A 26293-nucleotide genomic window follows, 5' to 3' on the forward strand; every position below is an offset into this window, starting at 1 on the left:
GTCTACATACATCTATATGTAGCCTGAATTCGGGAGGTTTAATCCTATTAATGTAGTTCACTCGGGTCGAGCGGCAATAAGACGGTCACTGTCGTCCCGTGTCCGACCTCGCTCTCGATGACGAGTTTGCCTTCATGCGCTTCGATCAATTCTTTTGAAATCGCAAGCCCAAGCCCGCTACTACCTTCTGTGACATGAGCCTGATAGAACATCTCGGTGATGCGCTGCAAATGCTCTCGTGAAATGCCGGGACCTTCATCGATAATGGAGATAAAGGCGACACGTTCCGATTGTACGAAGCGGATGGTCAACGTTCCTCCGTCTGGTGAGAAACGAATCGCGTTCTCGAGAATGTTTAAGAACACTTGTTTCAATCGATTCTCATCAAATAGTCCAACCGATTTTTGAGGATAGCGTTCGATGAGTGTGATGCCTTTGTCTTCAAGTGACTGTTTCAATTGCAGTGTCACTTGACGTAACAAAGAGACCAGGTCCAGTTCTTGGCGATACAAGACCAACCGACTCTCTTCAATTTTTGTATAGTCAAGAAGCTGTTCGACGAGACCGATCATGCGCTCTGTCTCCGAATGGATGATGCTTAAACCGAGCTCTGTCTCTTCAGACAGTTTCTCATCACCACCCCGAATCGTCTCGGTCCATCCCTTAATCGATGTGAGTGGTGTCCTGAGTTCGTGCGACACGCTCGAGAGGAATTCGTTACGTGTCGACTGATGCTGCTGGACTTTCGCGCCTAAATACGTGAGCGTTCGAGCCAAGGCTCCAAGCTCATGTTTCTCATTTGACTCAACGGATACATCGAAGTCGCCCTGAGCCATCTCATCGGCCGCCTCGATGATGTGACGAATCGGTCTGACGAAGCGATCGGCAATCCGGATGACGGTGTATAGGGCGAGCAACCAGATCAAGACGCCAATCATGACGACCGTCATCCAAATTTCGCGAATGAGCGTGTCTAAATCTTCAAGCGGTCGCGTGAAACTGATGGCAAACTCGGACGTATCGTTCGTCATAATGGGACTCGTGACCGACAAGTAATGTTCATCCCCGACGTCATAGTCCTGCACGACGGACTCTCCTTGCGACAATTGCTGTAACTGTTCTTGAGAGAATGAGGCCTGCCTTGTTCGTTGTCCCGTCGTTTTGACAATCGAACCGCTCCGGTCGACAATCGTCAAATCAGTTCCAGGATATCCGAATGTCCGGACGAGGACGGAAAAGGCACTCGGCGTCTCAAACCCTACTTGGGCTTGAGGGTATAGATATGCACTCGTGGTCGCATGACTCAGTAACGCTTCTGACTCATACTCGTAATAGTAGCGATACGTCCCGTAAGACAAAACGCTGACGAGTAAGAGCAAGACGATCGTCACGACAATCATCATGCGAATGACTAACTGTTGTTTCATGCCTCATGTCTCCGCCATTTATATCCGTGACCCCACAACGTCTCGATGTAGACCGGATGACTCGGGTCATCTTCAATTTTTTGACGCAAGCGACGAATGTTGACGTCGACTGTCTTTCGGTCACCGAAATAGTTGACGCCCCATACCGCATCGAGTAGCGCATCACGTGACAAGACGATTTCTTCGTTTTGGACGAGATGACAGATCAAGTCATACTCCGTCGGCGTCAAATCGATCGACTGTCCATACTTCGTCACTTGTTTTGCGGCGAGGTCGATTGCGAACGGTCCCGACTTCAAGCGTTTCGAATCTTTTCGTTTCACTTTTTCGACACGGCGCAACAACGCTTGGATGCGCGCCACTAATTCACCTGGACTGAACGGTTTGGCGATGTAGTCGTCTGCACCTTTACCGAGCCCTTCAATTTTATCTTCTTCGAGCGTCCGTGCCGTCAACATGATGATCCCTACATTTTCGTCAAGATCACGAATGGCAGCACATGCTTCGAATCCGTCCATTTCCGGCATCATGACATCCAATAGGACGACATCGAACGGTTCACGGTCAAATGCGGTGACCGCTTCTCGACCGTTCGTCGCCTCAAAGACGTCGAATCCGGCTCGTTTTAAATTGACAATAATGAAGCTGCGAATCGCATGTTCATCCTCAGCTACTAAAATTCGATTCATATCGATTTCCACCTCTTCTAGAGTTCACTTCTCTACATTATAGTTACGTTTTTGCGACAAGGTTGTCAATTGACCTTAAAAAGGTTTAGGATGGAGTCATTAGATTCTGAAGGAGGACCCCCTACTACTATGAATTACAAGATGATTGTATTGGATATGGATGATACGCTCCTCACGAGCGACCATACGATTTCCCCTAAGACAAAAGAAGCACTTCTCGATGCACAGGCGCGCGGCTATAAAGTCGTTCTCGCGAGCGGACGACCAACGTTTGCGATGTGGGATGCAGCCCGTGAATTAGAACTTGCGAAATACGGAAGCTACATCTTATCGTTCAACGGTGCCTCAGTCATCGATTGTGCGACGAACGAGGAGATTTTTTCGAGCACGCTCCAGCCGGATACAGTCGCCCATCTCCATGATATCAGTGAACGGGAAGGAATCGCGATTCATACGTACGTCGGTAACGAAATCGTAACCGATCGCCCGAACCCTTATACGGATATCGAAGGTGAATTGACGGGAATGCCGGTCATTCATGTCGACAACTTTAAAGATGCCGTGACAGCCCCGGTCGTCAAATGTTTGATGCTTGCAGATGGCGACACACTCGCTCCGATCGAAACAAAGCTACAAACAGAATTGGCTGGAAAATTGGCTGTGGCCCGTTCAAAACCGTTCTTCCTTGAGTTTACGGAAGCCGGTGTCACAAAAGGAACGAGTCTCGCCTTCCTAGCAGATCAACTCGGCATCGCACAAAAAGAAGTCATCGCTTGCGGTGACGGAAACAATGATTTGACGATGATTGAATGGGCCGGCCTCGGTGTCGCGATGGGAAATGCTAACACGACGGTCAAAGGGAAAGCGGACTTCATCACAAAATCAAACAACGAAGACGGAATCGCTCATGTCATCGAAACGTACATGGCGGACGTACTCCTCACGTAATAAGCTTCTGATTGTAGAATGGGAGGAAGGAAGATGAATAAAGGGTTGAAACGAGCTGGAGTCGGATTGATTGGAACTGCGGTCGCAGGAGCGGCTTATGTGTTCCTTTCACCTAAACCAGCCACACGTTTAATCAAAACTTCGTTCGCAGGGGGGAACGAAGTGGAGATGAAGGGATTCGAGGAAGTCGTTCAAAAGACGTCTGTCCGAAAAGACATCGACTACTTGTCTTCTTATGACAACGGAACGTTTGATTTGATTCGCTATGAAGGCGACCGAAAACCTGTCCCAACAATCTTTTGGGTGCATGGTGGGTCGTTCGTCGGTGGGGATAAATCGGATGTGTTAAAATATGCCACTTCGATTGCGAGTAATGGCTATAACGTCGTCAGTATCAATTACGCACTCGCACCTGACGTGATGTATCCGACCCCGCTCAAACAAATCGAAGAGGCGTACTCGTTCATTGCTGAGAACAATGACCGCTTCCGTCTCGATTTGGACCGCGTCTTCTTTGCAGGTGATTCGAATGGTGGACAGCTCGTTGCACAGTTTGTCGGCGTCCAGTTGAATGACGACTATTCACCTTCTGCTGAAGTGGGACAAGTCGTACCAAAATCCTCTATCCTCGGTACCGTCCTCTTGTCTGCACCGCTCGACTTGAAGCGCACATGGCTCGAATCATCGAAATCGGTGAACCGCTTCTTGTTCAAACGAATCGGATGGGCATACTTCGGCACGTACAATTGGGAGACTCTCCCGGTCGTTGCTGAAGCATCGCCACTCGTCAATGTACCGGCCACATTCGCCCCAACGTTTATCGCGGACGGGAATGACCATTCCTTTGAGGAACAGGCCAAAGAATTTGCGACGATTCTTTCAGGACGGACGGATGTCACGACTGTCTTTTATGATCGGAATGAGCACGAGCTCGGACATAATTATTACTTCGAAATGGACCGCCCAGCGGCCAATTCCACGTATCGTCGTTTGATTACGTTCTTACGTGAAACGACAAATCAATCTGTATAACGCACAAGAGGCGACGTTCTCCTACTATGGAAAACGTCGCCTCTTTTCGTTAGCGCAATAGGTCGAACGCGCGACCAATCAATTCATTTCGGGATGGGGAAGTCTGACGCAACGCTTCAAGACGTTCAATCAATGTCTGTTTCAGTCCTTCATCCTTCACCAGTTCCAGACACTCGATGTGTAATAACCAGGCGTCAGGGTGGTGCGTTAAGATCTCTGGGATGAGACCGTCGATTGATTCTCCCCGCTCACGCATGAGATGGATGCGGTTGAACATCGGATCATCGTTCGTCCATACACGCTCATCCCGTTCAATGATCACCGGTTTTTCAATCATCATCAACTCGTCTACCGTGGTTCCCGGGAAAACTGATGGAAGTGAGTCGACACGTACCTCAAGTGAGTCGAGAGGAATCGTTCGTCCTTCTAACTGAACGGTCACATCCTTGAGTAAATCAGATGCACATGCGTGACGAACAGTCGTCCCGTCCTCAAAGAGGTCATCGCGACCCAGCGCTGATTCCGTGTCATGGACAACGAGGAGTCCATGACGCTCTCGTTTCGTTAACTGACCATTTTTTACAATGGTACATTCATCCCATTGAATGAGCGTATGTTCTTTCGACTCCGTCATGTGACGAACGATGCCGACACGTTCTGATCCATCTTCAAGTCGAATCGTCGATTGACTTCCCGATGCCAACGCTTTCGCCACAGATTCAATCCCACCTTTTCGAATCGCCATTCTTCCCTCTAGTTCATCTAAGACAGAAGAGAGCGTCTCAAAGTTTGGAATAACGAATAGCTCTTTTTGCATGTTTGTCACGTCTTGCTTCGTCTGTAGCGCGTGCTCCAAGTCGAATGGATGTTTGACGACCGCATCTGTCAGACAGTGACGGCTCTCTCCTACCGATGATAAGAGGCCTGCCCCGTAAATCATCGGGTTGTCGAGGTCACCAATCAATCCGAATTCAACGGTCCACCAAAAGATACGCGCGACCTGTTGTGCTTCAGAAAAGCCAGTCACTTGCGCTTTCGCCTCATGTACGGCTTTCTCCGCCGCCTCGATGTCCTGTTCAGTCGAATTCGCATTCTCCTTCACAATCGTCAAGCGTTTCAATGCGGCGAACGAGGCATGTTCTTCTCGGTTCATGAACGCCTTGGCCCCTAATTGACCGAAGCGTTTGACGATTGCCGAAAACGTCGGGTCCATCAACATTGGCGCATGTCCCGCCGCCTCGTGAATGATGTCAGGGGCTGGACTGTATAAAATATTCTCGACTTTCCGAATGTCTGTCGCGACCGGGAGCATCCCGTTTCCTTGGAAGTCAAAAAAGGCAACGCCGGGGATGAGTCCATCCACTGCGACCGTCGACCATCCGGCCGCCTGCATCTCGTCTGTCATCTGTTCGACGTTCGGCAATCGGTCCGGTCCCATTCCCGTCCGTTTCAATCCTTCGATGTAAAACGGATGCGCCTTCCCTTCTAACGTGTGCAAGTTCAACCGCAACACGAAACGCCAAACGGCGTGATCCGTTGGTGTGTATTCATTGTAGAACTGCGGTGAAATATGTGGGGCTAGGTGTTTTGGAATCGATTGTGTCAACATGTGAAGTCCTCCTTTGAAATCAAAAAAATCCCTATCGATTGAATCGATAGGGACGACAAAGCCGCGGTACCACCCTGGTTGCTAGAAAAATATCTAGCCGCTTGATCCGATAACGGGGGACCGCTCAATGATGAGAGCTCAGGAACTGTAATTCGATTCATCTTTTGGGCGTGTTCGCAGCACCACACGCTCTCTGGGCCAGGGAAGATGTCTCTACTTCGGTTCTTTCTTCGCTTTTCTTACATATCCAATTCTTTATCTTTTCTGCAGTTATGCTGTTATGCATATATGCTTTTAAGCACTAAAGTGACGTCTTGTTAGTTACTGTACCAAAGCTAAACAAAAGCGTCAACAAAAAACAGCCTACGAATTTTCGTAGACTGTCATAAACACCATTCAATTGGGGGTTTTCCCCACTCCTTCAATGCATCGTTCACTTGAGAGAATGGCTTAGAGCCGAAGAATCCACGATGGGACGACAAAGGACTTGGATGAACGGACGTAAGCACTTTATGTTGGTCTCCAATCCATTTCATTTTCTTCTTCGCATCATTTCCCCACAAGATGAATACAATCGGTTCCTCACGACTCCCAAGCCGCTCAATGATAGAGTCAGTGAACTGTTCCCACCCTTTTCCACGGTGAGAGCCCGCCTTCCCCGCTTCAACCGTCAGTGCCGTATTTAAGAGCAGGACGCCTTGTTTCGCCCATTTCTCGAGGTTGCCACTCTTCGGGAGATCACACCCAACGTCATCTTTTAGTTCTTGAAAAATGTTTCGTAAAGACGGCGGGAAACGTACTCCGTCCTGCACCGAAAAACTGAGTCCATGCGCTTGGTTCGGTCCGTGATACGGATCTTGTCCTAAAATGACGCACTTCACCTCACTGAATTTCGTGTAAATAAATGCGTTCCAAATATCTTCTCGGGTCGGGTAAACGATCGTTTCTTCATACGCTTGGTCAACGAATTGCTTTAGTTGTTGAAAGTAAGGTTGTTTCATCTCTTCTTGGATAATATCCGTCCAATCTCCAAGTAATCGACTCGATAACTGATCTGCCATTGCATACTCCCCTTTCCCTTTGTATCATACCCAAAATGATTGCATACAAAAAGACGAGTCAGTCGACTCGTCTCTCTAGGTTATACCGTTACTGCGCCTGCAACTTCTTTCGCAAGTGCTTCAGCTTTCGCTTTCGCGTCCGCAACGATTTCTTCGATTTTGTCTGGGTATTGGTTCATCCCTTCAACCGCTACCGTCGTTACTTCAGATACACCGACGAACGCGAGCGCTTGGCGAAGGTATGCGTCTGCGAAGTTAAGGTCAGTTCCAGTGTAGATTCCGCCTGTCCCTTGGATGTGGATCGCTTGTTTGTTTTCAAGCAAGCCGACAGGACCTTGCTCCGTGTAACGGAACGTTTTACCTGCCATGAGCACGCTATCGAGGAACATTTTCATACGTGCTGGGAAGAAGAAGTTCCACATTGGAGTCGCGAACACGTAAAGGTCCGCTTCCATGAATTTCTCAAGCATGCCGCTCATTGTGCCTACCTTTTTCGCTTCTACATCAGTGAGCGCTTCGCCTGAAGCGAATTTGCCCCATGCACTGAGCACATCTCCGTCGATTTCTTGAACATCAACATCGTAGAGTTCGATTGCTTCCACTTCGATTGATGGATTTTCTGCTTGGAGTGTCGAAACGAATGTTTCTGCCACTTGTTTGCTGTATGAAAGTTCAGTTGGTTTCGGGTTAGCCGATACATATAATACTTTAGTCATCGTGTAATCCTCCATTTGTGTAATCTCTAATTTTTCAATAACAGTTAGAACTATATCATCTGTATATCTCATCGTCAATTATTTTAATTTCAAGATATTGAATAAAAAAGCAACGGGCTTTATTTGCCCGCTGCGTTATAACCGACTCGTTTCAATAACGAAATCAATTGTTCCGTCTCTTCATCACTTAACGGTCCATATATATCTTTGAAGATTTCAATATGTTGCGGATAGACGACGTCCATGAGCGCCTTTCCATCGTCTGTCAATGAAGCATATGTGACACGTCGGTCAGACGGGCAGGCGATTCGTTCAATCAGCCCTCGCTTCTCCAACTTATCGATCACATATGTCACGCTACCGCTCGTAATCAAAATCTGATCCCCAATTTGTTGCAACGGGGTGTCTCCTCGTTTATACAGTACGGATAAAACACCGAACTCTGTTGAATTTAACTGGTGGCGTCGTAAATCTTCTTTCACACGATCACTGATGGCATCCATCGTACGCGCAAGAACGACCCACGCCTTCAATTCAAGGGATTCAATCATGTCGGTTTCACCTCAATTCGTTCATCATATATCACTAGTATAGCAGGACTTATGCAGTATAAGCCGGGAAAAATACTTCGTCAAGGAACTTCTTCATTGTCGCCCATGTCGGAAACGTTTAGAATGGTAGTATTGTGATTTTAAGAAAGGGTGGACCGTATGCGTGAGTATTACGAAATTTCATTGACGATTAAACGGGAGTTTTTGCATGCTGTCATCGATTTGTTGAATCGGGAAGGCATTGCACCGGACTATGCGCTCGAAAAAGAAGGCGCGGTCTTTTTATTATTCAATCATTTACCTTGGCCAAACGTGACCCGTGAACCGCATGCCGTGGAACGTTTCTTATTGACGTTGAAACGATCGGACTATTTATTCGTCAAAACGAAGCGTAAATCACCGGTCCCCGATCATGAACCGGTCGCCTGTATGGGTGCTCTCGTCTCCCCGTTCAATGAACATTTGCGCATCGAACTTGCCGTGGACGAGTCGGAAGCAAGTCATTTAGATATGTCCGCATTCCGTCATTATTAAACAATCGAATGCCCAACGCATCCCCTTGAAGATTAGAGCGAGATAGCTAATCGACATGGGGATTTTTTAGGAGTATCTGCTTTCTTTGACGGGAATAAAGGACAGTATTCGAGTTGAAAAGGAGACATGTTGGAATGGACACAGTCATGTTAATCGTCAATCCATCCTCAGGGAAAGAGTTGGGGGAACAACACGCAACACATGCCGAAGAGGTGTTGCGCGAACGATATGGACACGTCGATGTCCGCTTCACTGAAAAGGAACAGGATGCGACGAACTTCGCACGTGAAGCGGCACAAAAGCACTATCAGGCCGTCATTGCGATGGGTGGGGACGGAACCTTGAACGAAGCGGTGACCGGTCTAGCCGAGGCTACTCATCGACCTGACTTCGGTATCATTCCACTTGGGACGGTCAACGACCTCGCCCGTGCACTCGGTGTCCCAAGTGACCCTAAACAAGCAATCGAGGCTCTCCGCGACGCTGAACCGACACCGATGGATATCGGAACGTATGAGAACGGTTATTTCATGAACGTCATCGCCATCGGGCTCATTGCCGAAGCTGTCGACGAAGTAAGTGTGGAAGAAAAGACGAAATGGGGACCGTTCGCTTACTTGATTGAGGGTGTAAAAGCGTTCCGTGAGCATAGTCCATATGAGTTGGCACTTGACAGTACAGACGGGGAGTTTAATGGCGAAGCCTATCTCGTCGTCATCGCCTTGACGAACTCAGTCGGAGGATTTGAAAACTTCGAACCAGACGCGCGGCTGAATGATGGGCTTCTTCATGTCTATATCTTTGAAGAACTCGGGTTAAAGGACGCACTTCAATTAACACCCGCCCTCTTTACAGGAAAGTTGAAGGAAACGGATAGCGTCACCTCATTTTGTACGTCACGGGTGAACGTGACCTCGCCTGATGCGCTTCCTGTAAATGCTGACGGGGACACAGGCGGCAAGCTACCCCTCACCTTTGAAGTATTGCCGAGCCACTTAAACGTATTAAAGCCGGTATAAGAGCAGGAATTTTGACGATTGAATCGAATGTGTTCAAGCGAGAAAGGAGAATGACCTATCAATATCTCACTTGTTCCATTAACAGTCGCATCCGGCGACATCGTCGATACATTCAATCGTTGGAATAACGATCCTGAGATCGTCCATCTTATTCGCCCGAGCCGCTCTAAAGAAGAATTGACCGCCCATTATGAGATGACGGTTGACGATTTAGAAGAACGACTCTTAACACACGATATTTTCCTTATCTACGCAGATGACCATCTCGTCGGAGAAATGAACGTCATGTATGACCCGCCTCATTTATATCGACAAGAACCCGGTACAGCTTGGCTCGGTTTCGTCATCGGCGAATCTGTCGGTCGCGGAAAAGGCGTTGGCACAGAAGCTCTTCGTTTGTTAGAAGAGCAATTGCGAGCCAAACAAACACCTCGTATGGAACTTGGCGTATTCGCTTTCAACCATGCGGCCCATCGTCTCTATACGAAATGTGGGTATCAAGAAATCGGTCGAATCGAGCACTTCACCTACTGGGACGGTCAATTTTGGTCCGATATTCGGATGGAAAAACGACTCGACGAAAAACCCTTTCACGCCAAGTGAAAGGGTTTTGACTTAGTTCTTTAAGTTCTCGACTTCGACAATCCGGAATCCTTTTTGTTCAAGCTTAGAGACAACCTTGTTTTTCATGTCTTCTTCACAGTCTGGTGGTAGTGTCACGAGTACCCGACGCAATACTTTACTTTTCGCATCGAGCGTCATCAAGCTCGCGATTGATGTATATTTGTTCACGATTTTCGTGATTTTCTCAAGTGCCCCAGCCTGTTCGCTCAAGGCGATTGTCAAGACGTAACTACCCGTGTCGCGACTCCATGCTTCTTCGAGCATCCCGAGCATCTTACCGTGGGGAAGAATGCCATAAAATTCATTGCTCTCATCTTTCAATACAGCAATGTACGGCAATTCTTTGATTGAGAAAAATACTTCAAAGAATCCATCTGACTCATGGACGTACTTTTGTGCATTTTTGATGAGTGTCATCACATTATCGTCCATGTTTTCCCCGTTCATTCCATGACGATAAATATGCATCTTGTAAATGTTACCGCGGAAAAATTTCCCCGTCTCGTCTAAAACAGGTACACAACGGTATCCTGTTTCTTCAAGCGTATGAAGCGCTTCCCGCAATGTTGCCTTTTCACTGATGGTGACAACATCTTTCTTCGGGATACATAAGCTATGCACTAACATGCGTTTTCCTCCCAGCCAATAATAAAGTGGTCTACACCCTATTCATTATTATTCCCCAAATATGATGAATATCCTGCATACTTTTTCTGAAAAGTTATGAACACTTCTCGTAATCCTTGCATTTGTCGGAATAGGAAAAAGTCGTTATAGTGAAACTATCCAAACAGACAAAGGGGATGGACGATTATGACGATGAAAAAAGCATTGACGATTGCCGGTTCTGACACAAGTGGTGGCGCGGGAATCCAAGCCGACCTCAAAACGATGGAAGAACTCGGTGTGTATGGTATGACAGCCTTGACGGTCATCGTGGCACAAGACCCACATAACGCATGGAATCACGAAGTCTTTCCAATCGACACGACCTTGATTGAGAAACAAATCGATACGGTGCTCGCTGGAATTGGAGTTGATGCAGTGAAGACAGGTATGCTCCCGACACCTGAAATCATCGAACTCGCCGCACGTAAAATCAAAGAATACGGCATCCAGAATGCCGTCGTCGATCCGGTCATGGCATGTAAAGGTGCGGATGAGATTCTTGATCCGAACGTTGCGGTCGCGATGCGTCAACACCTCGTACCAGTCGCAAAAATCATCACACCGAACTTATTCGAGGCGCGTATGCTCGCTGGCCTTGATAAAACACCCGCAACGATGGACGAAATCAAAGAAGCCGCTCGTTTAATCCATGAACTCGGCGCAGAGATCGTCATCGTCAAAGTCGGTGGCAAACTCGGATTCGATACCGCATTCGACGTCTTGTACGACGGAAACGAATTCCGCCTTCTTGAAAGTGAAAAAATCGAGCCTGCGTTCACACACGGCGGCGGATGTACGTTCTCTTCTGCCATCGCAGCCTCACTCGCCAACGGTCACACGGTCGAAGAAGCGATTGAAATCGGAAAAGAGTTCATCACAGAAGCCGTTCGTCATTCATTCCGTCTCAACCAATACGTTGGACCGACGAACCATACCGGATACCGTAAAAAAGTAGCAACACAATCGTAAACAGATGACCCGGAACTACGTGTTTCGGGTCATCCTTTCCATTGGAGGGACAGACGTGAAAGCGATTCAACCTGATCACATTCAGCACTATTTAGACAATCACGTCGCGACACCACTTTTCGTCCATGTCGAGACGACGAACGGTGCCTACGCGACACACAATGACCCGGACTTTCATAACGCCGGGATGTTTATCCGTAATGCCAAAATCGAATACAGCATCGGTCAAATTAAAGGAAATGGTCCCTATCGTGTCGGTTTAAAACTCGATCACGGTTGGCTCTATGTCGAGGGATTGACCGACTATGAAATGCACGAGGAACAGTTGTTACTCGCCGGTCACGATCGTCTCGGTCGTCTCGCATGTGCGCTGCACATCGATATCAAGCCGCTCCCACAAGGCGCATCGGAGGTGGAGAATCAATGAATGGACCGTTACTCGTCATCTTCCCACACCCGGACGATGAGGCGTTCAGCTCGGCCGGAACGATTATCCAACATCGTCAAAAAGGAGTGCCCGTCACATATGTCTGTTTGACGCTCGGTGAAATGGGACGTAATATGGGTTCCCCAATCTTTACGACACGTGAAGAACTGCCAAAAATTCGAAAACATGAACTCGAAGAAGCCTGTCGCATGATGGGCATCGAGGACCTGCGCATGTGGGGTCTTCGTGACAAGACCGTCGAGTTTGAGGACGAGGCCGAGCTCGCTAGCCGTTTCCGTACATTGATTGACGAAGTGAAGCCGGAAACCGTGATCTCGTTCTATCCAGGATATGCCGTCCACCCGGATCATGAAGCGACAGCCCGTGCCGTCGTACGTGCACTTCAAGAGATGGGCGAGACGCGTCCTGAGTTCTTAGGTGTCGCCTTCGACCGCCGCACAGAAGAGGAACTCGGACAACCGCACGTCATCGTCGATGTAACGGAAGAGAGCAAACAGAAGAAAGATGCCCTGTTTGCTCACCGGTCTCAGACAGAAGGTCTTCTTCGTGCGATCGATAACGCAGAAAACGCCCACGTCATGGAGTTACTCCAACGTGAGCGCTTCTATCATTATCCGTTCTCATGATTCATAGGCTAGACGAGTCATATAAAGCAATGCCCCAACGGTCCCAAGACCGATTAACGTTCCGAATACTACAACGATTTGTCCCATGTTTTCACCTCTTCTAGACTGTACGAACAATTCCATTCATTGGTTTCAAACACGTGCCATTCGCACGTGTTTTTTTCAGAAGTAAAGTACGTAAATCACAACAGCCAATACGATTCGATAAATCGCAAACGGCATCAATTTTACTTTGTTGATCAATTTCAAAAAGAATTTAATCGAAAGAAGTGCGAACAAAAACGCGCTGACGAAACCGACGACAAACACGGGTAACGTATCGAGCGTGAAATACGTCCACTTGCTATAGAGTGACAATGCACTCGCTCCAAACATGATCGGTACCGCCATGATGAACGTAAAATCTGCCGCTGCCCGGTGGCTCATTCCGAGGAGAACCCCTCCAGAAATCGTTGAACCGGACCGTGAGAATCCTGGCCATAGCGAAAAACATTGAATCAAGCCGACACCAAGTGCTTGCTTATACGTGATGTCATCGAGCGTAGCGGTCGTCTGACGCTTCACACCGGATAAATCTGCGGCAATCATAAAGAACGCACCGACGACTAACCCAATCAACACCGTCTTGACCGAGAAGAGATGTGTATCGATGTAGTCCTCAAACAGTACACCGAGGACGCCAGCAGGCAGCAATCCGATCAAAATATGTACGAGATTGAATTGGCGTGTGGTTCCGCTTTGCCTTAAGGTGAGCAAAGACTTCGGATTCAGTAACGTTTTGAACCGGTCCCGAAAGACGACCACGACCGCTAAAATCGATCCTAATTGAATGACGATTTTAAACGTGTTCGCTACTTCCTGCCCTAAAAACTGACTCGAATTCAACCAGAGACCATCCACGAGAATCATATGACCGGTCGACGAGACCGGGGCAAATTCCGTCAATCCCTCGACGACACCTAATAAAAATCCTACAAATAATTCATACCATTCCACATTGTTTCTCCTATTGATTCATCAAGATTGTTCTCATCATACACTTCTCGACACAATCTTTCGTCCGTCTTAAGACGTAAAAACAGACATGGCTTATGACCCATGTCTGTAAAAATTATCGGGCGGTCGCATGAACGAACCAAACGACAAGCCCGATTAAGATGAACGCCAAAAATAGCGACGCTGTCGTTCCTACAATAAAGACAAACCCCAACACAAGGATACCGAGATGCCATAGCATCGAGACAGATGATTCGGTCGTCGCTCGGATATCGGAAGGCACCTGATGATGCAAGAGCCCAAAATAGAGTGGCTCCATCGCACCATACAATAGAGCTAGGAGTCCCATCACACCGATTCCAATCGGACTCGGGAAAAACCCGACGATGAGAAATCCACCGCCCATTAACCAACCGAACCCGTTTAACCAACGCTTGGATGACGCAAATCGTATAAGCGTCCCCGCAAAAAGTTGACCAGGTAACTGAATCAAAAGCAGGACGCTTGAAATGGCACCGAACCAATAGATTGGGATGGATACATCACGTGCATACAGTTGCCAGAACTCATCGATGAAATTGAATGCGGACACGGCTGCCAAAAATCCGATGGTGACGTTACGAATGGATGTGTGCGACCACACAAATTGAAATCCTTTCAACAAGTGCCGCCACGTCAATCGGTCTTCTCCTTCGCCATGAACGGGTTCAACGAGAAATAAGCTACACACGGTCGCCATCAATAAACTGAGAATGGAAAGTCTGTAGTTCCACTCCAATGGAACGTACTGAGCCAACATACTGCCACTCCATGCCGCCGTCACAGCGGCCATAATCCCAATCGCGTTCAGTTTTCCAAGAACCCGTTCGAACGACGACGCTTCATGACTTTCTTGTAAGGACTCGTATAGCAGCGCATTCTCCGCCCCACTTCGAATGACCGACCCAACGGCCGAACAGCTGATGGCGACAAAAAATCCGCTGAAGGTGAACGAGTATAACAAGATCCAAAACGATAACCACTCCAAGGCTACACCTGCCTGAATCAGCCGACGCCGTGTCGTTCGGTCCGCCCACACGCCGGTCGGCACCTCGAACAAGACGATGATGAGCGCATAGATCATCTCCAAGTAGACGACTTCTTGAATGGTGATGCCTCGCGATTCCCAAAACAACCGTTCAATCACGTATGCGGGAATCAGCCCTTCAAACCAACGAATCCACCCTAACCAAACAATGTTTCGACGAACTTAACTCGGTGAACGTGCTCGTTTTTTCATTTAAATCTCCTCCTTACTTGTCTATTCCCGAATACACAAAAAAACCACGAGACGAATCTCGTGGTCGACGTGTTATTTCAATAAGTTGAGCATCTCGCGATTGAATGCTGGAATATCATCCGGCTGACGGCTCGTCACGAGCTGGTTTTGGCAGACGACTACTTCTTTGTCCGCATATTTCGCTCCGGCATACTCCATGTCGACTTTGATCGATTTGTAGCCGGTCGCGTCACGACCTTCTAACGTCTTCGCCGTAATCAACAGCTGTGGTCCGTGACAGATGGCAAAGACAGGCTTTTTCGCATCCATGAAGGCTTTGGCGAACGAGACGAAACGCTCGTCCTCACGCAACAAGTCAGGTGAGAATCCGCCCGGCAAGAGAAGGGCATCAAAATCTTCTGGCGATACATCGTCAATCGATTGGTCGATGTTCACTTTCGCCTCCCCTTGTTTCCCTTCTACCGTATTACCCGCTTTCTTCTCGATCGTCACGACATCATGTCCCGCATCCACCAATGCGTCACGGGGACCCGTGAATTCTACATCTTCAAACATATCCGTAATGAGCGTTGCTACTTTTGCCATATCCTAAACACTCCCTTTGTTTGTTTTATGCACATAGGGACTGTTCCACAGGCATGAATCACTTAAACATCTCAAGTGGCATTCAACGGAATTTCGAGACGTATGGATTGTCGCGTTCAAAGAAGCGATACGGGTAGTCACGTGCCTCGCCCGTGTTCGGGATCCCGATACGGGGACCCGCCTCAATCACTACTCCTGCCTCACCCTCCGCGATGTAGAGTGGGTCTTGTTGAAAGGAATGGCCGTATAGATCCATTGTGATTCCGAGTGCTTTCGTCAACTTCCCTGGTCCGTTCGTCTGGTCATATCGCTTCACTCCGGGACGGTTCGAAGCAATCCATTCATGTCCTTGAATCGGTTCGACGGCTCGAATCAACACGGCTTCCGGTGTACCAACCGGACCACTGACCACGTTCAGGAGCGTATGTGTATGCATTTGATACGTGTATACATGCCCAGGTTGTCCGAACATGACTTCCGTTCGTTTCGTTCGACGCCCTCCGAAGCTATGCGCCGCCCGGTCGATGGCACCGAGGTAAGCCTCTGTCTCGACAATCTTCGCGATGATGTCACCTTCTGGATGTCGCCGCACCAAATATTGACCGAGTAAGGCGCGTGCCAATTCGAGTGTCGGTTGTTCATAAAATGCTAGATCGAGTCGCTTCATGGTTCCACCTCCGTTTCTCCTATTTTCTCAAAAGTCATATGTTGCACACAAAAAAGATGCCCTGCATGGCAGGACACCTCGATATTATGATGCGATTTTTAGCGATTCACGTTGCTTCCCCAATCGGACGTATCCCAAGATGATGGAGAAGACCGGGCTGAGCCAGAGGAAGAACGCAAATGGTGCGTATTCCAATACAGGCACGCCGAGTGTCGCTGCGAAGAACGCTCCGGAGACACCCCAAGGTATGAGCGGGTTGATGACGGTCCCGCCATCTTCAAGTGCCCGTGACAAGTAGCGCGGGTCGATCCCACGATCGATAAACCCTTGCTTGAACGCCTGACCCGGCAAGAGAATCGACAAGTACTGTTCTCCCGCGAGCAAGTTGACACCGATTGAACTGAGGACAACTGATAGGACCGAGCTCCCTGGTGACTTCAAACGCTCGAGCAACGATTCAACGATGGCTTGGAAGATACCGAGTTCACGTAATAAGCCACCGAACGCGAGGGCGATCAAGACGAGACTGACCGACCAGAGCATCGATTCAAGACCACCTTTATCGAGTACATTTGCAATCAATTCATTTTCGACATCTGACTTGAAGCCCGACTGCATGACACCGAGCCAGTTCGAGATGCTCCAGTTGCCTTGAACAAAACCGGCCGTCAACACACCGGCGAACATCCCAACAAGCATCGTCGGCAAGACCGGCATCCGACGGAACGCAAGCACTGCGACGAGCACAGGGGCAATCAACGTGAGCCATGAGAGGTCGAAACGTCCGCTGAGCGCGGCTTGCGCCTCTGCGATTTGTGCCGTGTCGGCAGTTTGACCGCTACGTCCGAGGAACATGAATAAAATCAACGTGATGATGAACGCTGGAATCGTCGTCCCCATCATGAAGCGAATGTGGTCGAACAGTTTGACCCCCGCCACTGCCGGCGCAAAGTTCGTCGTATCCGACAACGGGCTCATCTTGTCTCCGAAGAGGGCGCCCGACACGATGGCACCTGCAGCGAGCGCTGGCGAGATGCCTAGTGCCGTTCCGATTCCGAACAAGGCGACACCGACCGTTCCGACGGTTGTAAAGGCGCTTCCTGTGAAGGTCGAGACGATCATCGTGATCAACAAGACACTCGGCAAGAACCATTCAGCAGAGATTGTATTTAGACCGATGGAGAGGATCGTCGCGACCGTCCCGGACATTTGCCATACTCCGATGAGCATCCCAATCAACAACAAAATCAACACCGGCATGATCGCTTCACGAATTCCGTTGATCATCGCCGTTTCAATCTGTTTGAAGTCGCGTGAACGATAATACGCATATCCACCTACTATTACCATTGTGCCAAAAATCGCCATATGTGGCGTCGCTTTGGCCAAAAACATCAGTGCGAGCAAGGTGATCCCGCTCATCAACACGACGAATACAGCTTCTTTTCCTTTCATCTGCATCGACGTCCCCTCCTTTCGTTATATCTTCTTTATTTATTATTTTGCCTAACCGCTTAAACGCTTTTATGCACAAAAGCATGTCAGTGATGTTTTTTACTATACTCGCTTCCTTTCTCCCTGTCAAACGTCTTTTTATGATAAATTATATGCTTGAGGGTGACCTCCGGAGTTCGTAACCTCCTCCGACATCAAAACTAGCGAAAAGGAAGTGTGCTTCATGCAACACGAAAAAGCATTGGTCGTCTTTAGTGGTGGCCAAGATTCAACCACTTGCCTGTTTTGGGCAAAACAACAATTCTCTCATGTGGAGGCGGTGACGTTCGCATATGGTCAACGCCATGATGCGGAAATCGAGGTCGCAAAAGAAATCGCGGCAGAGCTCGATGTCCCACACCACATCCTCGACTTGTCCCTACTCGGACAACTCACATCGAACGCGCTCACGAGACACGATCTCGACATCGACAATGCGGATGTTCCAAATACGTTCGTCGATGGACGCAACCATCTATTCTTATCATTTGCGGCCGTCATGGCCAAACAACTCGGTATGCATCACATCGTGACCGGTGTATGTGAAACGGACTTTTCAGGTTACCCGGATTGCCGAGACCAATTCATCAAATCACTCAACGTGACACTCAATTTAGCGATGGATTATCCATTCGTCATCGACACACCGCTCATGTGGCTCGATAAAAAAGAGACGTGGGCACTCGCCGACGAACTCGGTGCCTTTGACTATGTCAAAGAACGCACGCTTACTTGCTACAACGGTGTCATCGGTTCAGGTTGTGGAGAATGTCCGGCGTGTAAGCTTCGTCAAAACGGACTTACAGCTTACGAGGAGGTGCGCGTATGAAACATGCTCCATTCCTCGCTCCGACCAGTGTCGAATCAAAGCAAGAAGGCTCGCTCATCTACTGTCCGCATCGCGTTCAAATCGTCAAAGAAGTGACGTTCGACGCAGCGCACCATCTCTTTGACTATGACGGCAAATGTCGTGCCCTTCATGGTCATACGTATAGGCTCCAGATGGGTGTCAGCGGCTTTCTCGACAATCGCGGCATGACGCTCGACTTCGGTGACTTGAAAAAAATCTTCAAAGAAGAGCTTGAGCCATATCTCGACCATCGCTATTTGAACGAGTCACTCCCTTATATGAATACAACTGCAGAAAACATGTGCTATTGGATTTTTGAACAGTTGGCGACACATCTGCCAAATGAACGCGACGTCCGTGTCGAATTCGTCCGTCTGTACGAAACGCCGACGTCTTACGCTGAGTTCCGCCGTGAATGGTTGGTGGAATCGTGAAAATCCCTGTTTTAGAAGTGTTCGGACCGACCTTTCAAGGAGAAGGCCGGGCCATCGGACAAAAGACGATGTTCGTCCGGACCGCCGGTTGCGATTATCGCTGTTCGTGGTGTGATTCCGCCTTTACGTGGGACGGTTCAGAAAAACCGGACATGCTGACAGCCGATGAGGTCATCGCTCGCCTGGATGCACTGGGTATGTACGATTATGTCACCATCTCGGGTGGCAATCCGCTCCTTATCGCGGCTATGGAAGACCTCGTTGTGAAGTTGAAAGAACGTGGTGTCACACTCGCTGTCGAGACGCAAGGTAGCCGCTATCAAGACTGGCTCACACAAATCGATGACGTGACCCTCAGTCCGAAACCTCCATCGTCTGGTATGAAAACGAACTGGGAGCAACTCGACGCTATCGTCGAACAGTTACGCCCGGAGCAGACGACATTCAAAGTCGCTGTCTTTGATGAAGCGGACCTTGCCTACGCGAAAGAAGTGCAGCAGCGCTACTCACCGGACGTCATGTATTTGTCGGCTGGTAACCCGGAGCCTGGTGCAGATGGAGACATCACCGATGCCCAGCTCCGTCGTTTGAAACAACTATGGGAAGACGTCGCACGCGACCCGTCATGGCAAAGCGTCCGCGTCCTACCACAACTACACACATTACTGTACGCCAACGAACGTGGCGTCTAAGGAGAATGAACATGAGACCAGAAGACTTACAAGATCTTTCGCTCCTCGGACAGAAGAGCGTCCCATATATTTTTGAATACACACCTGACGTCCTTGAGGCGTTCCCGAATCGTCATCCGGAGAACGACTACTTCGTGAAATTCAACGCACCCGAATTTACATCGTTGTGCCCGATCACGAACCAACCGGACTTCGCAACCATCTACATCTCGTACATCCCGGATGAGAAACTCGTCGAGTCGAAGTCGTTGAAGTTGTACTTGTTCAGTTTCCGTAACCACGGTGACTTCCACGAGAACTGCATCAATGTCATCGGGAAAGATCTCGTCAAGTTGATGGAGCCGCGCTATCTCGAAGTGTGGGGGAAATTCACACCACGTGGCGGTATCTCGATCGATCCGTACTGCAACTACGGAAAGCCTGGCACGAAGTACGAAAAAATGGCAGAACACCGTCTGTTCAACCATGACCTGTATCCAGAAACGGTCGACAACCGTTAATTGAAAAGTAGGCGCTCCAATCTGGAGTCGCCTACTTTTTTTGATAGCGATGAATCTGTCGCTTGATCGGTTCACGGAAAACGGTCGCAACGAGCGTCAACACGAGCATGATTCCAAATGCCAAGGCGATGAGCGTCCAATCCCCACTGGCGATACTACTCCCGAGAAAATTGTTCGCGAACGCCCCGGGAATCATACCGACGACGGTCGCAAACAGATAGGCGAGTACGTTTACTTTTGCCAAACCAGAAGCATAGCTGACCAAATCGAAATTGACGAGCGGGATGAGACGTAAGATGAGGACGTAAAAGAAGCCGTCTTCTTCGATTTTACGCTGAATGGCTTCGTAATTCGTTGATTCGAAGTGATGCAGGAAACGATCGCCGAAAAAAATTGCCACATAATACGCAACAAGCGCACTCAATGTCGCCCCGATGACGGTATAGATGACGCCCGGTAACATCCCAAACGCCAAGCCGCCGGCGACCGACAAGACGGACGTCGGGAACAAGATGAGCGGACGAACGGTGAACAATAAAATGTAAATGAGCGGAGCCAACCATCCGAATTGAATGATGTAGTCCCGAATATCGCCTGGGCTTACGTCAACCCACTGATAAAGGAATGTCGCCGTCCCGAACAGGAGTAGGACGAGTGCAATCATCCATTGTATCTTCCACTTCTTCATCGTCCTCCTCCTCTCTATTTGCTTTTATTCCCGTAATCGAGGATGTCATCCACCTTTTTTCAGCCATCTCGATATGGTACGGTTAGAAAAAGCAGAAGGAGGAAATCGATATGAACCTTGCAGATGCCCTAACATTGAAACAGTTGCTCCATGAGCAAATCGATACATTGACCGAAGAGATTGAGCATGTGGCGTTCATCTCGCTTCAAGCGAATGAATCCATTCCGACCATTCAGTCTCGTTCCCTTCAAGACATCGAGATGGAACTTGAACACATTCGTCTAGACTTACGTCAGCTCGACCGTCTCATTCAAGAGGCGAACGTCCAAGCCGTTGTCGAGACGCACGACGGTCCGCTTCCGCTCGTCGAGGCAATCGAGCTTGCCATTCAGTTACGCGTCCAAGCACGACTTTATGAAAAATTATCGCTTCGTCCGAAGAAAGACTATGTGCATGGGGTTGCCGTGATCAAACACGCCTTATACGATCCGGAGCTGTATCGCCTGAAAGCGCGCGATATTAAGAAGCGTGCCATTCGAATCGAAAGTGCGATTCAAGCCGTCCGTTATCAGACTGACATTGAATTTGATGCATCACGATATATGTAAAAAAGCGAAGGGATTCCTTCGCTTTTTACATATGGTCATGGTGATGGTGGTGGATATCATGATGACTCGATGAAGAAGAACGTCGACGTGGTGGTGCCTCATCGGCAAATTTTTCTCCGTCTAAAATCCCGAGACGCTTATATTGACGATCGACCCGCTCTTTCGTCTCTTCGCGAACAGCGTCAGACTCCATCACCAATTGATAGCATCCGAGTGCGACACGGAACGGCTCCATGCGTATCCGTTCAATCGAGAAGGAATCGATGCCCCGTAAATAGTCTGCCAATCGCTCAGCCGTGTCATCGCTCGGGTCATCGGCGAGCTGCGAGGCGAATTGTTGTAAGTCCTTCAATGTATTTGATGTTTTAGAGTAACTTCGACTTGATTTGATGACACCAAATGCGATAAGTCCAACAATGGTGAAAAACATGAGTGGAAAGAATAAATTGATGATCGTGAAAAATGGGTCCGCCCCAAATTCTAAAGTAGACATTTCAAATTCCCCCTTTTTCTTTATGTACGTTCATTCAGTCGAATCGGTTTCAACAAAAAAACCGCGATCACACGACCGCGGCATCGATTCAACTGTTCAGTTGTTTCTCCATCATGATGCGCGGCTCGCCATCTTCGGTGTAGGCGCCCATGATGTCATATCCGCAAAGGAGGTTCAAGATGATGACCCCTTTGTTCGTATTGCGTGCTTTCGTCCGAATCGAATGGAACCCTTGCGCTTCGACCCATTCGAGTTGCGTGTCCATCAGCTTGCGACCGACGCCATGCTTTTGGAAGTCCGGATGTACGCCGCCCGCCCAGCTATAAAACCGATAAGGCTCCGCCTCATAACCAATTTTAAAGCCAACTAGCTGCTCTTCAGAGAAAGCCAGCAGCACTAACGGATTGGCGTGCCGATACAGGCGCTCTTTAAATCGCAACTGATCGAGGTCACCGTATAACGTGCGGTACAGCCGGAAGAAGTCCTCTTCAAAATCCTTAAAGTTGTTCGTCACATCTTTTACGATAAATGAACTCGTCGTACTCATCGTGCCATCCCCTTTCAGTTTCTGGACAAAGATTCCGTACGTCTGTTCATTTCGCCGTTCATTCTGAATTTCCTGTCTCCCGTTCAAAAGCTGTGACACCTTTTTGTTTATATAGTCCGAGCGTACGCTTCGGCAAACTCTTGACCATCCAGTCTTTGAAGATGCGCGCTTGATCTTCGACCGGAAGCTCGTAGCCATCCGTCACGATATGTCGTGACCGTGTCGTGACATCGTACAAGGAAATCGCCGCCGCCACGGAGATGTTCAAACTTTGTACGTATCCTTGCATCGGAATAACAAAGTTCCCGTCCGCCTTATGAAGTGCTGTTTCCGAGACACCACTATGTTCATTCCCGAATAGCAGAACGGTCGGCTTCGACACATCCACCTCTTCGAGCGGAATTGCTTCCTCACTCAATGCCGTCGCATATACTTGATAACCGTCTTCTTTTAAAGCGTCAATCGCCTCTTCGATGGAGCCATGCTCGACGACGTCCACCCAACGGTCGGCACTCTTGGCGATAATCGAGTTCGGTTTGAACTTCGCACGCCCTTCGACGACGTGTAACGTCTGCACCCCGAACGCATCGGCCGAACGCAATACGGCAGATTGATTGTGCGGATCGTCGACACCTTCCGTCAAAATCGTGATATGGTTCGTTCGTGTATTCAATACTTCATACATCCGTTTGATTCGATCTGGCATGAGCATCTCATATAGAGGAAGATCGTCTTCCTGCAATACACCCTTCCGCAACAACTCTTCTTTTAATTCAATCTGCTCGTCTTTCGTCAAAGCAGATGTTGTCTGTCTCCAACCCATCTTTCTCGCTCCCTTCAACCTATCATATTGTAGCTAGATTCGATTCGACTGACAAGTTCGCCTCACATCTGCTATTCTCACTTCGGAAATGAAAACAAATGAAAATAGCGAAAACGGTTGCACGAATTTATGCAATCGATTACAATTATTTATGCAAGCGATTGCACTATTGGTAGACACAAAAATAGATAAAACTCCCTCATAGGAAGGAAGCGTATAGCATGAAACAATTGATCTCATTCGATTTCTGGCAGAAACTCGGTAAGGCTTTGATGGTCGTCATCGCCGTCATGCCAGCTGCCGGTTTGATGATTTCCATCGGAAAATTGATTGGAATGTCAGCCGGAGATGTCGGTATCTTATTAACAACAGCTCGTATCATTGAAGATTTAGGTTGGGGCATCATCGTCAACTTACATATCCTCTTCGCAGTCGCGATTGGTGGTTCGTGGGCAAAAGATCGTGCCGGCGGTGCATTCGCAGCACTTCTCGCCTTCATCTTGATCAACCGTGTCACAGGTGCCATCTTCGGTGTCAACAGTGACATGCTTCAAGATCCAGAAGCGACAATCGAGTCACTCTTCGGTGCGAACCTTGTCGTCGCTGATTACTTCACATCTGTACTCGGCTCACCTGCCCTCAACATGGGTGTGTTCGTCGGGATTATCGCCGGTTTCCTCGGTGGTGCACTATATAACCGTTTCTACAACTTCAACAAGTTGCCGAACGCTCTCTCGTTCTTCAACGGGAAGCGCTTCGTACCATTCGTCGTTATCCTTGGTTCAGTCGTTGCTGCCCTCGTTCTATCGATTGTATGGCCAACCATCCAAGGTGCGCTCAACAGCTTTGGTGAATGGATTGCCACATCACGTAACACGGCGCCAGTCCTCGCTCCGTTCATTTATGGTGCACTCGAACGTCTCCTCTTACCGTTCGGTTTACACCACATGCTCACAGTACCAATGAACTACACAGAGCTCGGTGGAACATACACGATTTTAACAGGTGCGACAGCTGGATCGGTCGTTGCCGGTCAAGACCCACTCTGGTTGGCATGGGTGACGGATCTCGTCAACTTGCGTGCTGCTGGTGATACGGCTGCATACAACACGCTTCTCGCTGATGTCGTTCCAGCACGCTTCAAAGTCGGTCAAGTCATCTTGTCATTCGCTGCATTGATTGGTGCCGCGTATGCGATGTACCGCAACGTCGACGCGGATAAGAAGGCACAATACAAGCCGATGTTCTTATCAGCCGGACTCGCTGTCTTCTTGACAGGTGTCACAGAACCGATTGAATTCATGTTTATGTTCGTCGCACCAGTTCTTTATGTCGTTTACGCACTCATGGCCGGTGCTGCCTTCGCATTGGCAGATATCATCGACTTACGTGTACACGCTTTCGGTGCAATCGAACTCTTGACGCGCATTCCGATGATTGTCAAAGCAGGACTTCTTCAAGACTTGATCAACTTCGTGCTCGTCTCTGTCGTGTTCTTCTTCCTCAACTTCGGTGTCTTCAACTTCTTCATTAAGAAGATGAACCTACCGACGCCAGGACGTAACGGGAACTACATGGAAGAAACGACAGAAAAATCATCCGTTACAGGTAACGAACAAGTCATGGGGATTATCACACTTCTCGGTGGGGAAGAAAACATTGAGGATGTCGACGCATGTATGACTCGTCTTCGTGTGACCGTTAAAGACGTTACACTCGTCTCTGACGAACAAGAATGGAAGAAAAATGGCGCTATGGGGCTTATCGTGAAAGACCGTGGAGTCCAAGCCATCTATGGCCCGAAAGCCGACGTATTGAAATCAGACATTCAAGACGTCATCGGTGCATAATCTACTGGCCAACTCGCTCGAGAGTTGGCCTTTTTCTAAAGGAGGACTATCGTGAATATTTTAACGCTCAATTGTCATGCCTGGTTAGAAGACCGCCAACAAGAGAAAATCGACGCGATTGTCGAACGTATCGCAAGCGAAGAGTATGACTTCATCGCGCTTCAAGAAGTCAATCAACATAAAGAGGCCCCCCTCATCTATGGGAACATCCGTGAAAACAACTTCGCACACGTCCTCGTCGAGCGCCTGAAAGAGTTAGATCTTCACTATCACATGACATGGGACTTTGCCCATTACGGATATGACATTTACGAGGAAGGCGTCGCCATTTTGTCGCGAACACCGTTTCTATCGACCGAGTCGTTCTTCGTATCCAAGACGACGGACCCTGACAATTACAAGTCCCGTAAAATTGTCAAAGCCGTGATTGAAGGTCTTGAAACGCCGACGACCGTCTACTCGTGTCACCTCGGATGGTGGCATGACGAAGAGGAGCCAGTGAAGCATCAACTCGACGAACTACTGCGTCGCGTCGAGCATGACGACCATGCGCTCCTACTCGGTGATTTCAACAACGATGCCTTCATTCGAGGCGAGGGATACGATTATTTGATGGAAAATGGGCTTCAAGACCTGTTCCATCTCGCAACGGAACGCGAAGGTGATGCGACCGTCCAAGGGAAAATCGCCGGATGGGATGAAAACAAGAAATCGCTACGCATCGACTTGATGTTGACGAATGCACCCATTCACGTCTCCCGTCATGCTGTCGTCTTCGATGGCGAAAACGGTCCCATCGTCTCCGACCACGCCGGTGTCGAAGCCACTGTTTTTTGGCGCTAATCCACCTTTTTCTTCCGACTTG

At 48.7% G+C, this 26293-nt stretch carries 31 protein-coding genes and 1 other annotated feature; of the genes, 15 read left to right on the forward strand and 16 right to left on the reverse strand.

Annotation, left to right across the window (positions count from 1 at the left end; translation table 11 throughout):
• Positions 1-47 precede the first annotated feature (47 nt).
• Both KNO71_RS12875 and KNO71_RS12880 read right to left on the reverse strand, forming a co-directional pair.
• A complete protein-coding gene (locus KNO71_RS12875; RefSeq protein WP_015880496.1) occupies positions 48-1427 on the reverse strand; it encodes a sensor histidine kinase in 1380 nt (459 codons plus the stop codon).
• Positions 1424-2116 carry a response regulator transcription factor gene (locus KNO71_RS12880; protein WP_015880495.1) on the reverse strand — a complete coding sequence of 231 codons (693 nt, stop codon included), beginning with the start codon at positions 2114-2116 and terminating at the stop codon, positions 1424-1426. The genes KNO71_RS12875 and KNO71_RS12880 overlap by 4 nt, the downstream gene beginning before the upstream one ends.
• Before the next feature lie 129 nt (positions 2117-2245).
• Here KNO71_RS12880 and KNO71_RS12885 point away from each other — a divergent pair, with 129 nt between their 5' ends.
• Together KNO71_RS12885 and KNO71_RS12890 are read left to right on the forward strand one after the other, a co-directional pair.
• Positions 2246-3064 carry a Cof-type HAD-IIB family hydrolase gene (locus KNO71_RS12885; protein ID WP_214688881.1) on the forward strand — a complete coding sequence of 273 codons (819 nt, stop codon included), beginning with the start codon at positions 2246-2248 and terminating at the stop codon, positions 3062-3064.
• Positions 3065-3097: 33 nt separating this feature from the next.
• Entirely contained in the window at positions 3098-4096 is a 999-nt protein-coding gene (locus KNO71_RS12890) for an alpha/beta hydrolase (RefSeq protein WP_078146126.1), read from the forward strand.
• 49 nt (positions 4097-4145) lie between these two features.
• On the opposite strand, the gene KNO71_RS12895 is transcribed toward KNO71_RS12890, so the two are convergent.
• From KNO71_RS12895 to KNO71_RS12910, 4 genes are all read right to left on the reverse strand, one after another.
• Positions 4146-5705: an aromatic amino acid hydroxylase gene (locus KNO71_RS12895; RefSeq protein ID WP_078146125.1), complete on the reverse strand. Its 1560-nt coding sequence runs from the start codon at positions 5703-5705 to the stop codon at positions 4146-4148.
• Between the two features lie 45 nt (positions 5706-5750).
• Positions 5751-5945 (reverse strand) — a binding site (T-box leader).
• A gap of 143 nt (positions 5946-6088) precedes the next feature.
• A complete protein-coding gene (locus tag KNO71_RS12900; RefSeq protein ID WP_031424398.1) occupies positions 6089-6766 on the reverse strand; it encodes a uracil-DNA glycosylase in 678 nt (225 codons plus the stop codon).
• 80 nt (positions 6767-6846) lie between these two features.
• Entirely contained in the window at positions 6847-7482 is a 636-nt protein-coding gene (locus tag KNO71_RS12905) for an FMN-dependent NADH-azoreductase (protein ID WP_078146124.1), read from the reverse strand.
• Between the two features lie 119 nt (positions 7483-7601).
• Positions 7602-8033 (reverse strand): MarR family winged helix-turn-helix transcriptional regulator, encoded by a 432-nt coding sequence (locus tag KNO71_RS12910; RefSeq protein WP_047795835.1) that lies wholly within the window; start codon positions 8031-8033, stop codon positions 7602-7604.
• 159 nt (positions 8034-8192) lie between these two features.
• Here KNO71_RS12910 and KNO71_RS12915 point away from each other — a divergent pair, with 159 nt between their 5' ends.
• From KNO71_RS12915 to KNO71_RS12925, 3 genes are all read left to right on the forward strand, one after another.
• Positions 8193-8567, forward strand: a complete 375-nt coding sequence (locus KNO71_RS12915; protein ID WP_015880488.1) for a hypothetical protein — start codon at positions 8193-8195, stop codon at positions 8565-8567.
• A gap of 134 nt (positions 8568-8701) precedes the next feature.
• Positions 8702-9586, forward strand: coding sequence for a diacylglycerol/lipid kinase family protein (locus KNO71_RS12920; RefSeq protein ID WP_214688883.1), 885 nt, complete (start codon positions 8702-8704; stop codon positions 9584-9586).
• A gap of 63 nt (positions 9587-9649) precedes the next feature.
• Complete coding sequence (locus tag KNO71_RS12925) at positions 9650-10189, forward strand: GNAT family N-acetyltransferase (protein ID WP_264093167.1); 540 nt, start codon at positions 9650-9652, stop codon at positions 10187-10189.
• A gap of 12 nt (positions 10190-10201) precedes the next feature.
• Here KNO71_RS12925 and cbpA read toward each other — a convergent pair whose 3' ends face one another.
• Positions 10202-10837: a cyclic di-AMP binding protein CbpA gene (cbpA, locus tag KNO71_RS12930; RefSeq protein ID WP_214688885.1), complete on the reverse strand. Its 636-nt coding sequence runs from the start codon at positions 10835-10837 to the stop codon at positions 10202-10204.
• Positions 10838-11023: 186 nt separating this feature from the next.
• On the opposite strand from cbpA, the gene pdxK reads away from it, so the two are divergent.
• Genes pdxK through bshB2 form a run of 3 tightly spaced genes read left to right on the forward strand, consistent with a single transcriptional unit; the run spans position 11024 to position 12922 of the window.
• The gene (gene pdxK, locus KNO71_RS12935; RefSeq protein ID WP_015880484.1) at positions 11024-11848 is read left to right on the forward strand and encodes a pyridoxine/pyridoxal/pyridoxamine kinase; all 825 of its coding nucleotides are present in this window, start codon (positions 11024-11026) and stop codon (positions 11846-11848) included.
• Between the two features lie 55 nt (positions 11849-11903).
• The gene (locus KNO71_RS12940; protein WP_074034952.1) at positions 11904-12275 is read left to right on the forward strand and encodes a YojF family protein; all 372 of its coding nucleotides are present in this window, start codon (positions 11904-11906) and stop codon (positions 12273-12275) included.
• Positions 12272-12922 carry a bacillithiol biosynthesis deacetylase BshB2 gene (bshB2, locus tag KNO71_RS12945; RefSeq protein WP_214688886.1) on the forward strand — a complete coding sequence of 217 codons (651 nt, stop codon included), beginning with the start codon at positions 12272-12274 and terminating at the stop codon, positions 12920-12922. Before KNO71_RS12940 ends, bshB2 begins: the two co-directional genes overlap by 4 nt.
• 162 nt (positions 12923-13084) lie before the next feature.
• Here the strand turns inward: bshB2 and KNO71_RS12950 are convergent, their stop codons facing one another.
• From KNO71_RS12950 to nhaC, 5 genes are all read right to left on the reverse strand, one after another.
• Complete coding sequence (locus KNO71_RS12950; RefSeq protein ID WP_214685121.1) at positions 13085-13918, reverse strand: undecaprenyl-diphosphate phosphatase; 834 nt, start codon at positions 13916-13918, stop codon at positions 13085-13087.
• Positions 13919-14033: 115 nt separating this feature from the next.
• Complete coding sequence (locus tag KNO71_RS12955; RefSeq protein ID WP_214688887.1) at positions 14034-15104, reverse strand: MFS transporter; 1071 nt, start codon at positions 15102-15104, stop codon at positions 14034-14036.
• Positions 15105-15269: 165 nt separating this feature from the next.
• A complete protein-coding gene (locus tag KNO71_RS12960; RefSeq protein WP_015880479.1) occupies positions 15270-15782 on the reverse strand; it encodes a type 1 glutamine amidotransferase domain-containing protein in 513 nt (170 codons plus the stop codon).
• An 82-nt stretch (positions 15783-15864) separates the two neighbouring features.
• The gene (locus KNO71_RS12965) at positions 15865-16449 is read right to left on the reverse strand and encodes a DNA-3-methyladenine glycosylase (RefSeq protein WP_078146117.1); all 585 of its coding nucleotides are present in this window, start codon (positions 16447-16449) and stop codon (positions 15865-15867) included.
• Between the two features lie 84 nt (positions 16450-16533).
• On the reverse strand, positions 16534-17910 hold the full coding sequence (gene nhaC, locus KNO71_RS12970) for a Na+/H+ antiporter NhaC (protein ID WP_214685118.1): 1377 nt from the start codon (positions 17908-17910) through the stop codon (positions 16534-16536).
• Positions 17911-18127: 217 nt separating this feature from the next.
• Here nhaC and queC point away from each other — a divergent pair, with 217 nt between their 5' ends.
• Genes queC through queF form a run of 4 tightly spaced genes read left to right on the forward strand, consistent with a single transcriptional unit; the run spans position 18128 to position 20419 of the window.
• The gene (queC, locus tag KNO71_RS12975; RefSeq protein WP_015880476.1) at positions 18128-18772 is read left to right on the forward strand and encodes a 7-cyano-7-deazaguanine synthase QueC; all 645 of its coding nucleotides are present in this window, start codon (positions 18128-18130) and stop codon (positions 18770-18772) included.
• Positions 18769-19227: a 6-carboxytetrahydropterin synthase QueD gene (queD, locus tag KNO71_RS12980; RefSeq protein WP_214688888.1), complete on the forward strand. Its 459-nt coding sequence runs from the start codon at positions 18769-18771 to the stop codon at positions 19225-19227. The genes queC and queD overlap by 4 nt, the downstream gene beginning before the upstream one ends.
• Positions 19209-19919, forward strand: a complete 711-nt coding sequence (gene queE / locus KNO71_RS12985; RefSeq protein ID WP_214685116.1) for a 7-carboxy-7-deazaguanine synthase QueE — start codon at positions 19209-19211, stop codon at positions 19917-19919. Before queD ends, queE begins: the two co-directional genes overlap by 19 nt.
• An 11-nt stretch (positions 19920-19930) precedes the next feature.
• On the forward strand, positions 19931-20419 hold the full coding sequence (gene queF / locus KNO71_RS12990) for a preQ(1) synthase (RefSeq protein ID WP_214688889.1): 489 nt from the start codon (positions 19931-19933) through the stop codon (positions 20417-20419).
• Between the two features lie 31 nt (positions 20420-20450).
• On the opposite strand, the gene KNO71_RS12995 is transcribed toward queF, so the two are convergent.
• Positions 20451-21107 (reverse strand): TVP38/TMEM64 family protein, encoded by a 657-nt coding sequence (locus tag KNO71_RS12995; RefSeq protein ID WP_078146111.1) that lies wholly within the window; start codon positions 21105-21107, stop codon positions 20451-20453.
• A gap of 110 nt (positions 21108-21217) precedes the next feature.
• Between KNO71_RS12995 and KNO71_RS13000 the strand changes: the two genes are divergently transcribed.
• The gene (locus tag KNO71_RS13000) at positions 21218-21715 is read left to right on the forward strand and encodes a hypothetical protein (protein ID WP_159563336.1); all 498 of its coding nucleotides are present in this window, start codon (positions 21218-21220) and stop codon (positions 21713-21715) included.
• A gap of 25 nt (positions 21716-21740) precedes the next feature.
• On the opposite strand, the gene KNO71_RS13005 is transcribed toward KNO71_RS13000, so the two are convergent.
• The 3 genes from KNO71_RS13005 to KNO71_RS13015 all read right to left on the reverse strand — a co-directional run bounded on the left by KNO71_RS13005 (position 21741) and on the right by KNO71_RS13015 (position 23578).
• A complete protein-coding gene (locus tag KNO71_RS13005) occupies positions 21741-22208 on the reverse strand; it encodes a hypothetical protein (protein ID WP_214688890.1) in 468 nt (155 codons plus the stop codon).
• An 88-nt stretch (positions 22209-22296) separates the two neighbouring features.
• Positions 22297-22842: a GNAT family N-acetyltransferase gene (locus tag KNO71_RS13010; RefSeq protein WP_214685112.1), complete on the reverse strand. Its 546-nt coding sequence runs from the start codon at positions 22840-22842 to the stop codon at positions 22297-22299.
• Complete coding sequence (locus KNO71_RS13015; protein ID WP_214685110.1) at positions 22814-23578, reverse strand: TrmH family RNA methyltransferase; 765 nt, start codon at positions 23576-23578, stop codon at positions 22814-22816. Before KNO71_RS13015 ends, KNO71_RS13010 begins: the two co-directional genes overlap by 29 nt.
• Before the next feature lie 221 nt (positions 23579-23799).
• Here KNO71_RS13015 and KNO71_RS13020 point away from each other — a divergent pair, with 221 nt between their 5' ends.
• Together KNO71_RS13020 and KNO71_RS13025 are read left to right on the forward strand one after the other, a co-directional pair.
• The gene (locus KNO71_RS13020; protein ID WP_214688891.1) at positions 23800-25428 is read left to right on the forward strand and encodes a PTS transporter subunit IIBC; all 1629 of its coding nucleotides are present in this window, start codon (positions 23800-23802) and stop codon (positions 25426-25428) included.
• A gap of 51 nt (positions 25429-25479) precedes the next feature.
• Positions 25480-26271 (forward strand): endonuclease/exonuclease/phosphatase family protein, encoded by a 792-nt coding sequence (locus tag KNO71_RS13025; protein WP_214688892.1) that lies wholly within the window; start codon positions 25480-25482, stop codon positions 26269-26271.
• Positions 26272-26293: the final 22 nt, after the last annotated feature.

It is taken from the genome of Exiguobacterium sp. s163, assembly GCF_018617135.1.
GTDB classification, from domain to species: Bacteria; Bacillota; Bacilli; order Exiguobacteriales; family Exiguobacteriaceae; genus Exiguobacterium; species Exiguobacterium profundum.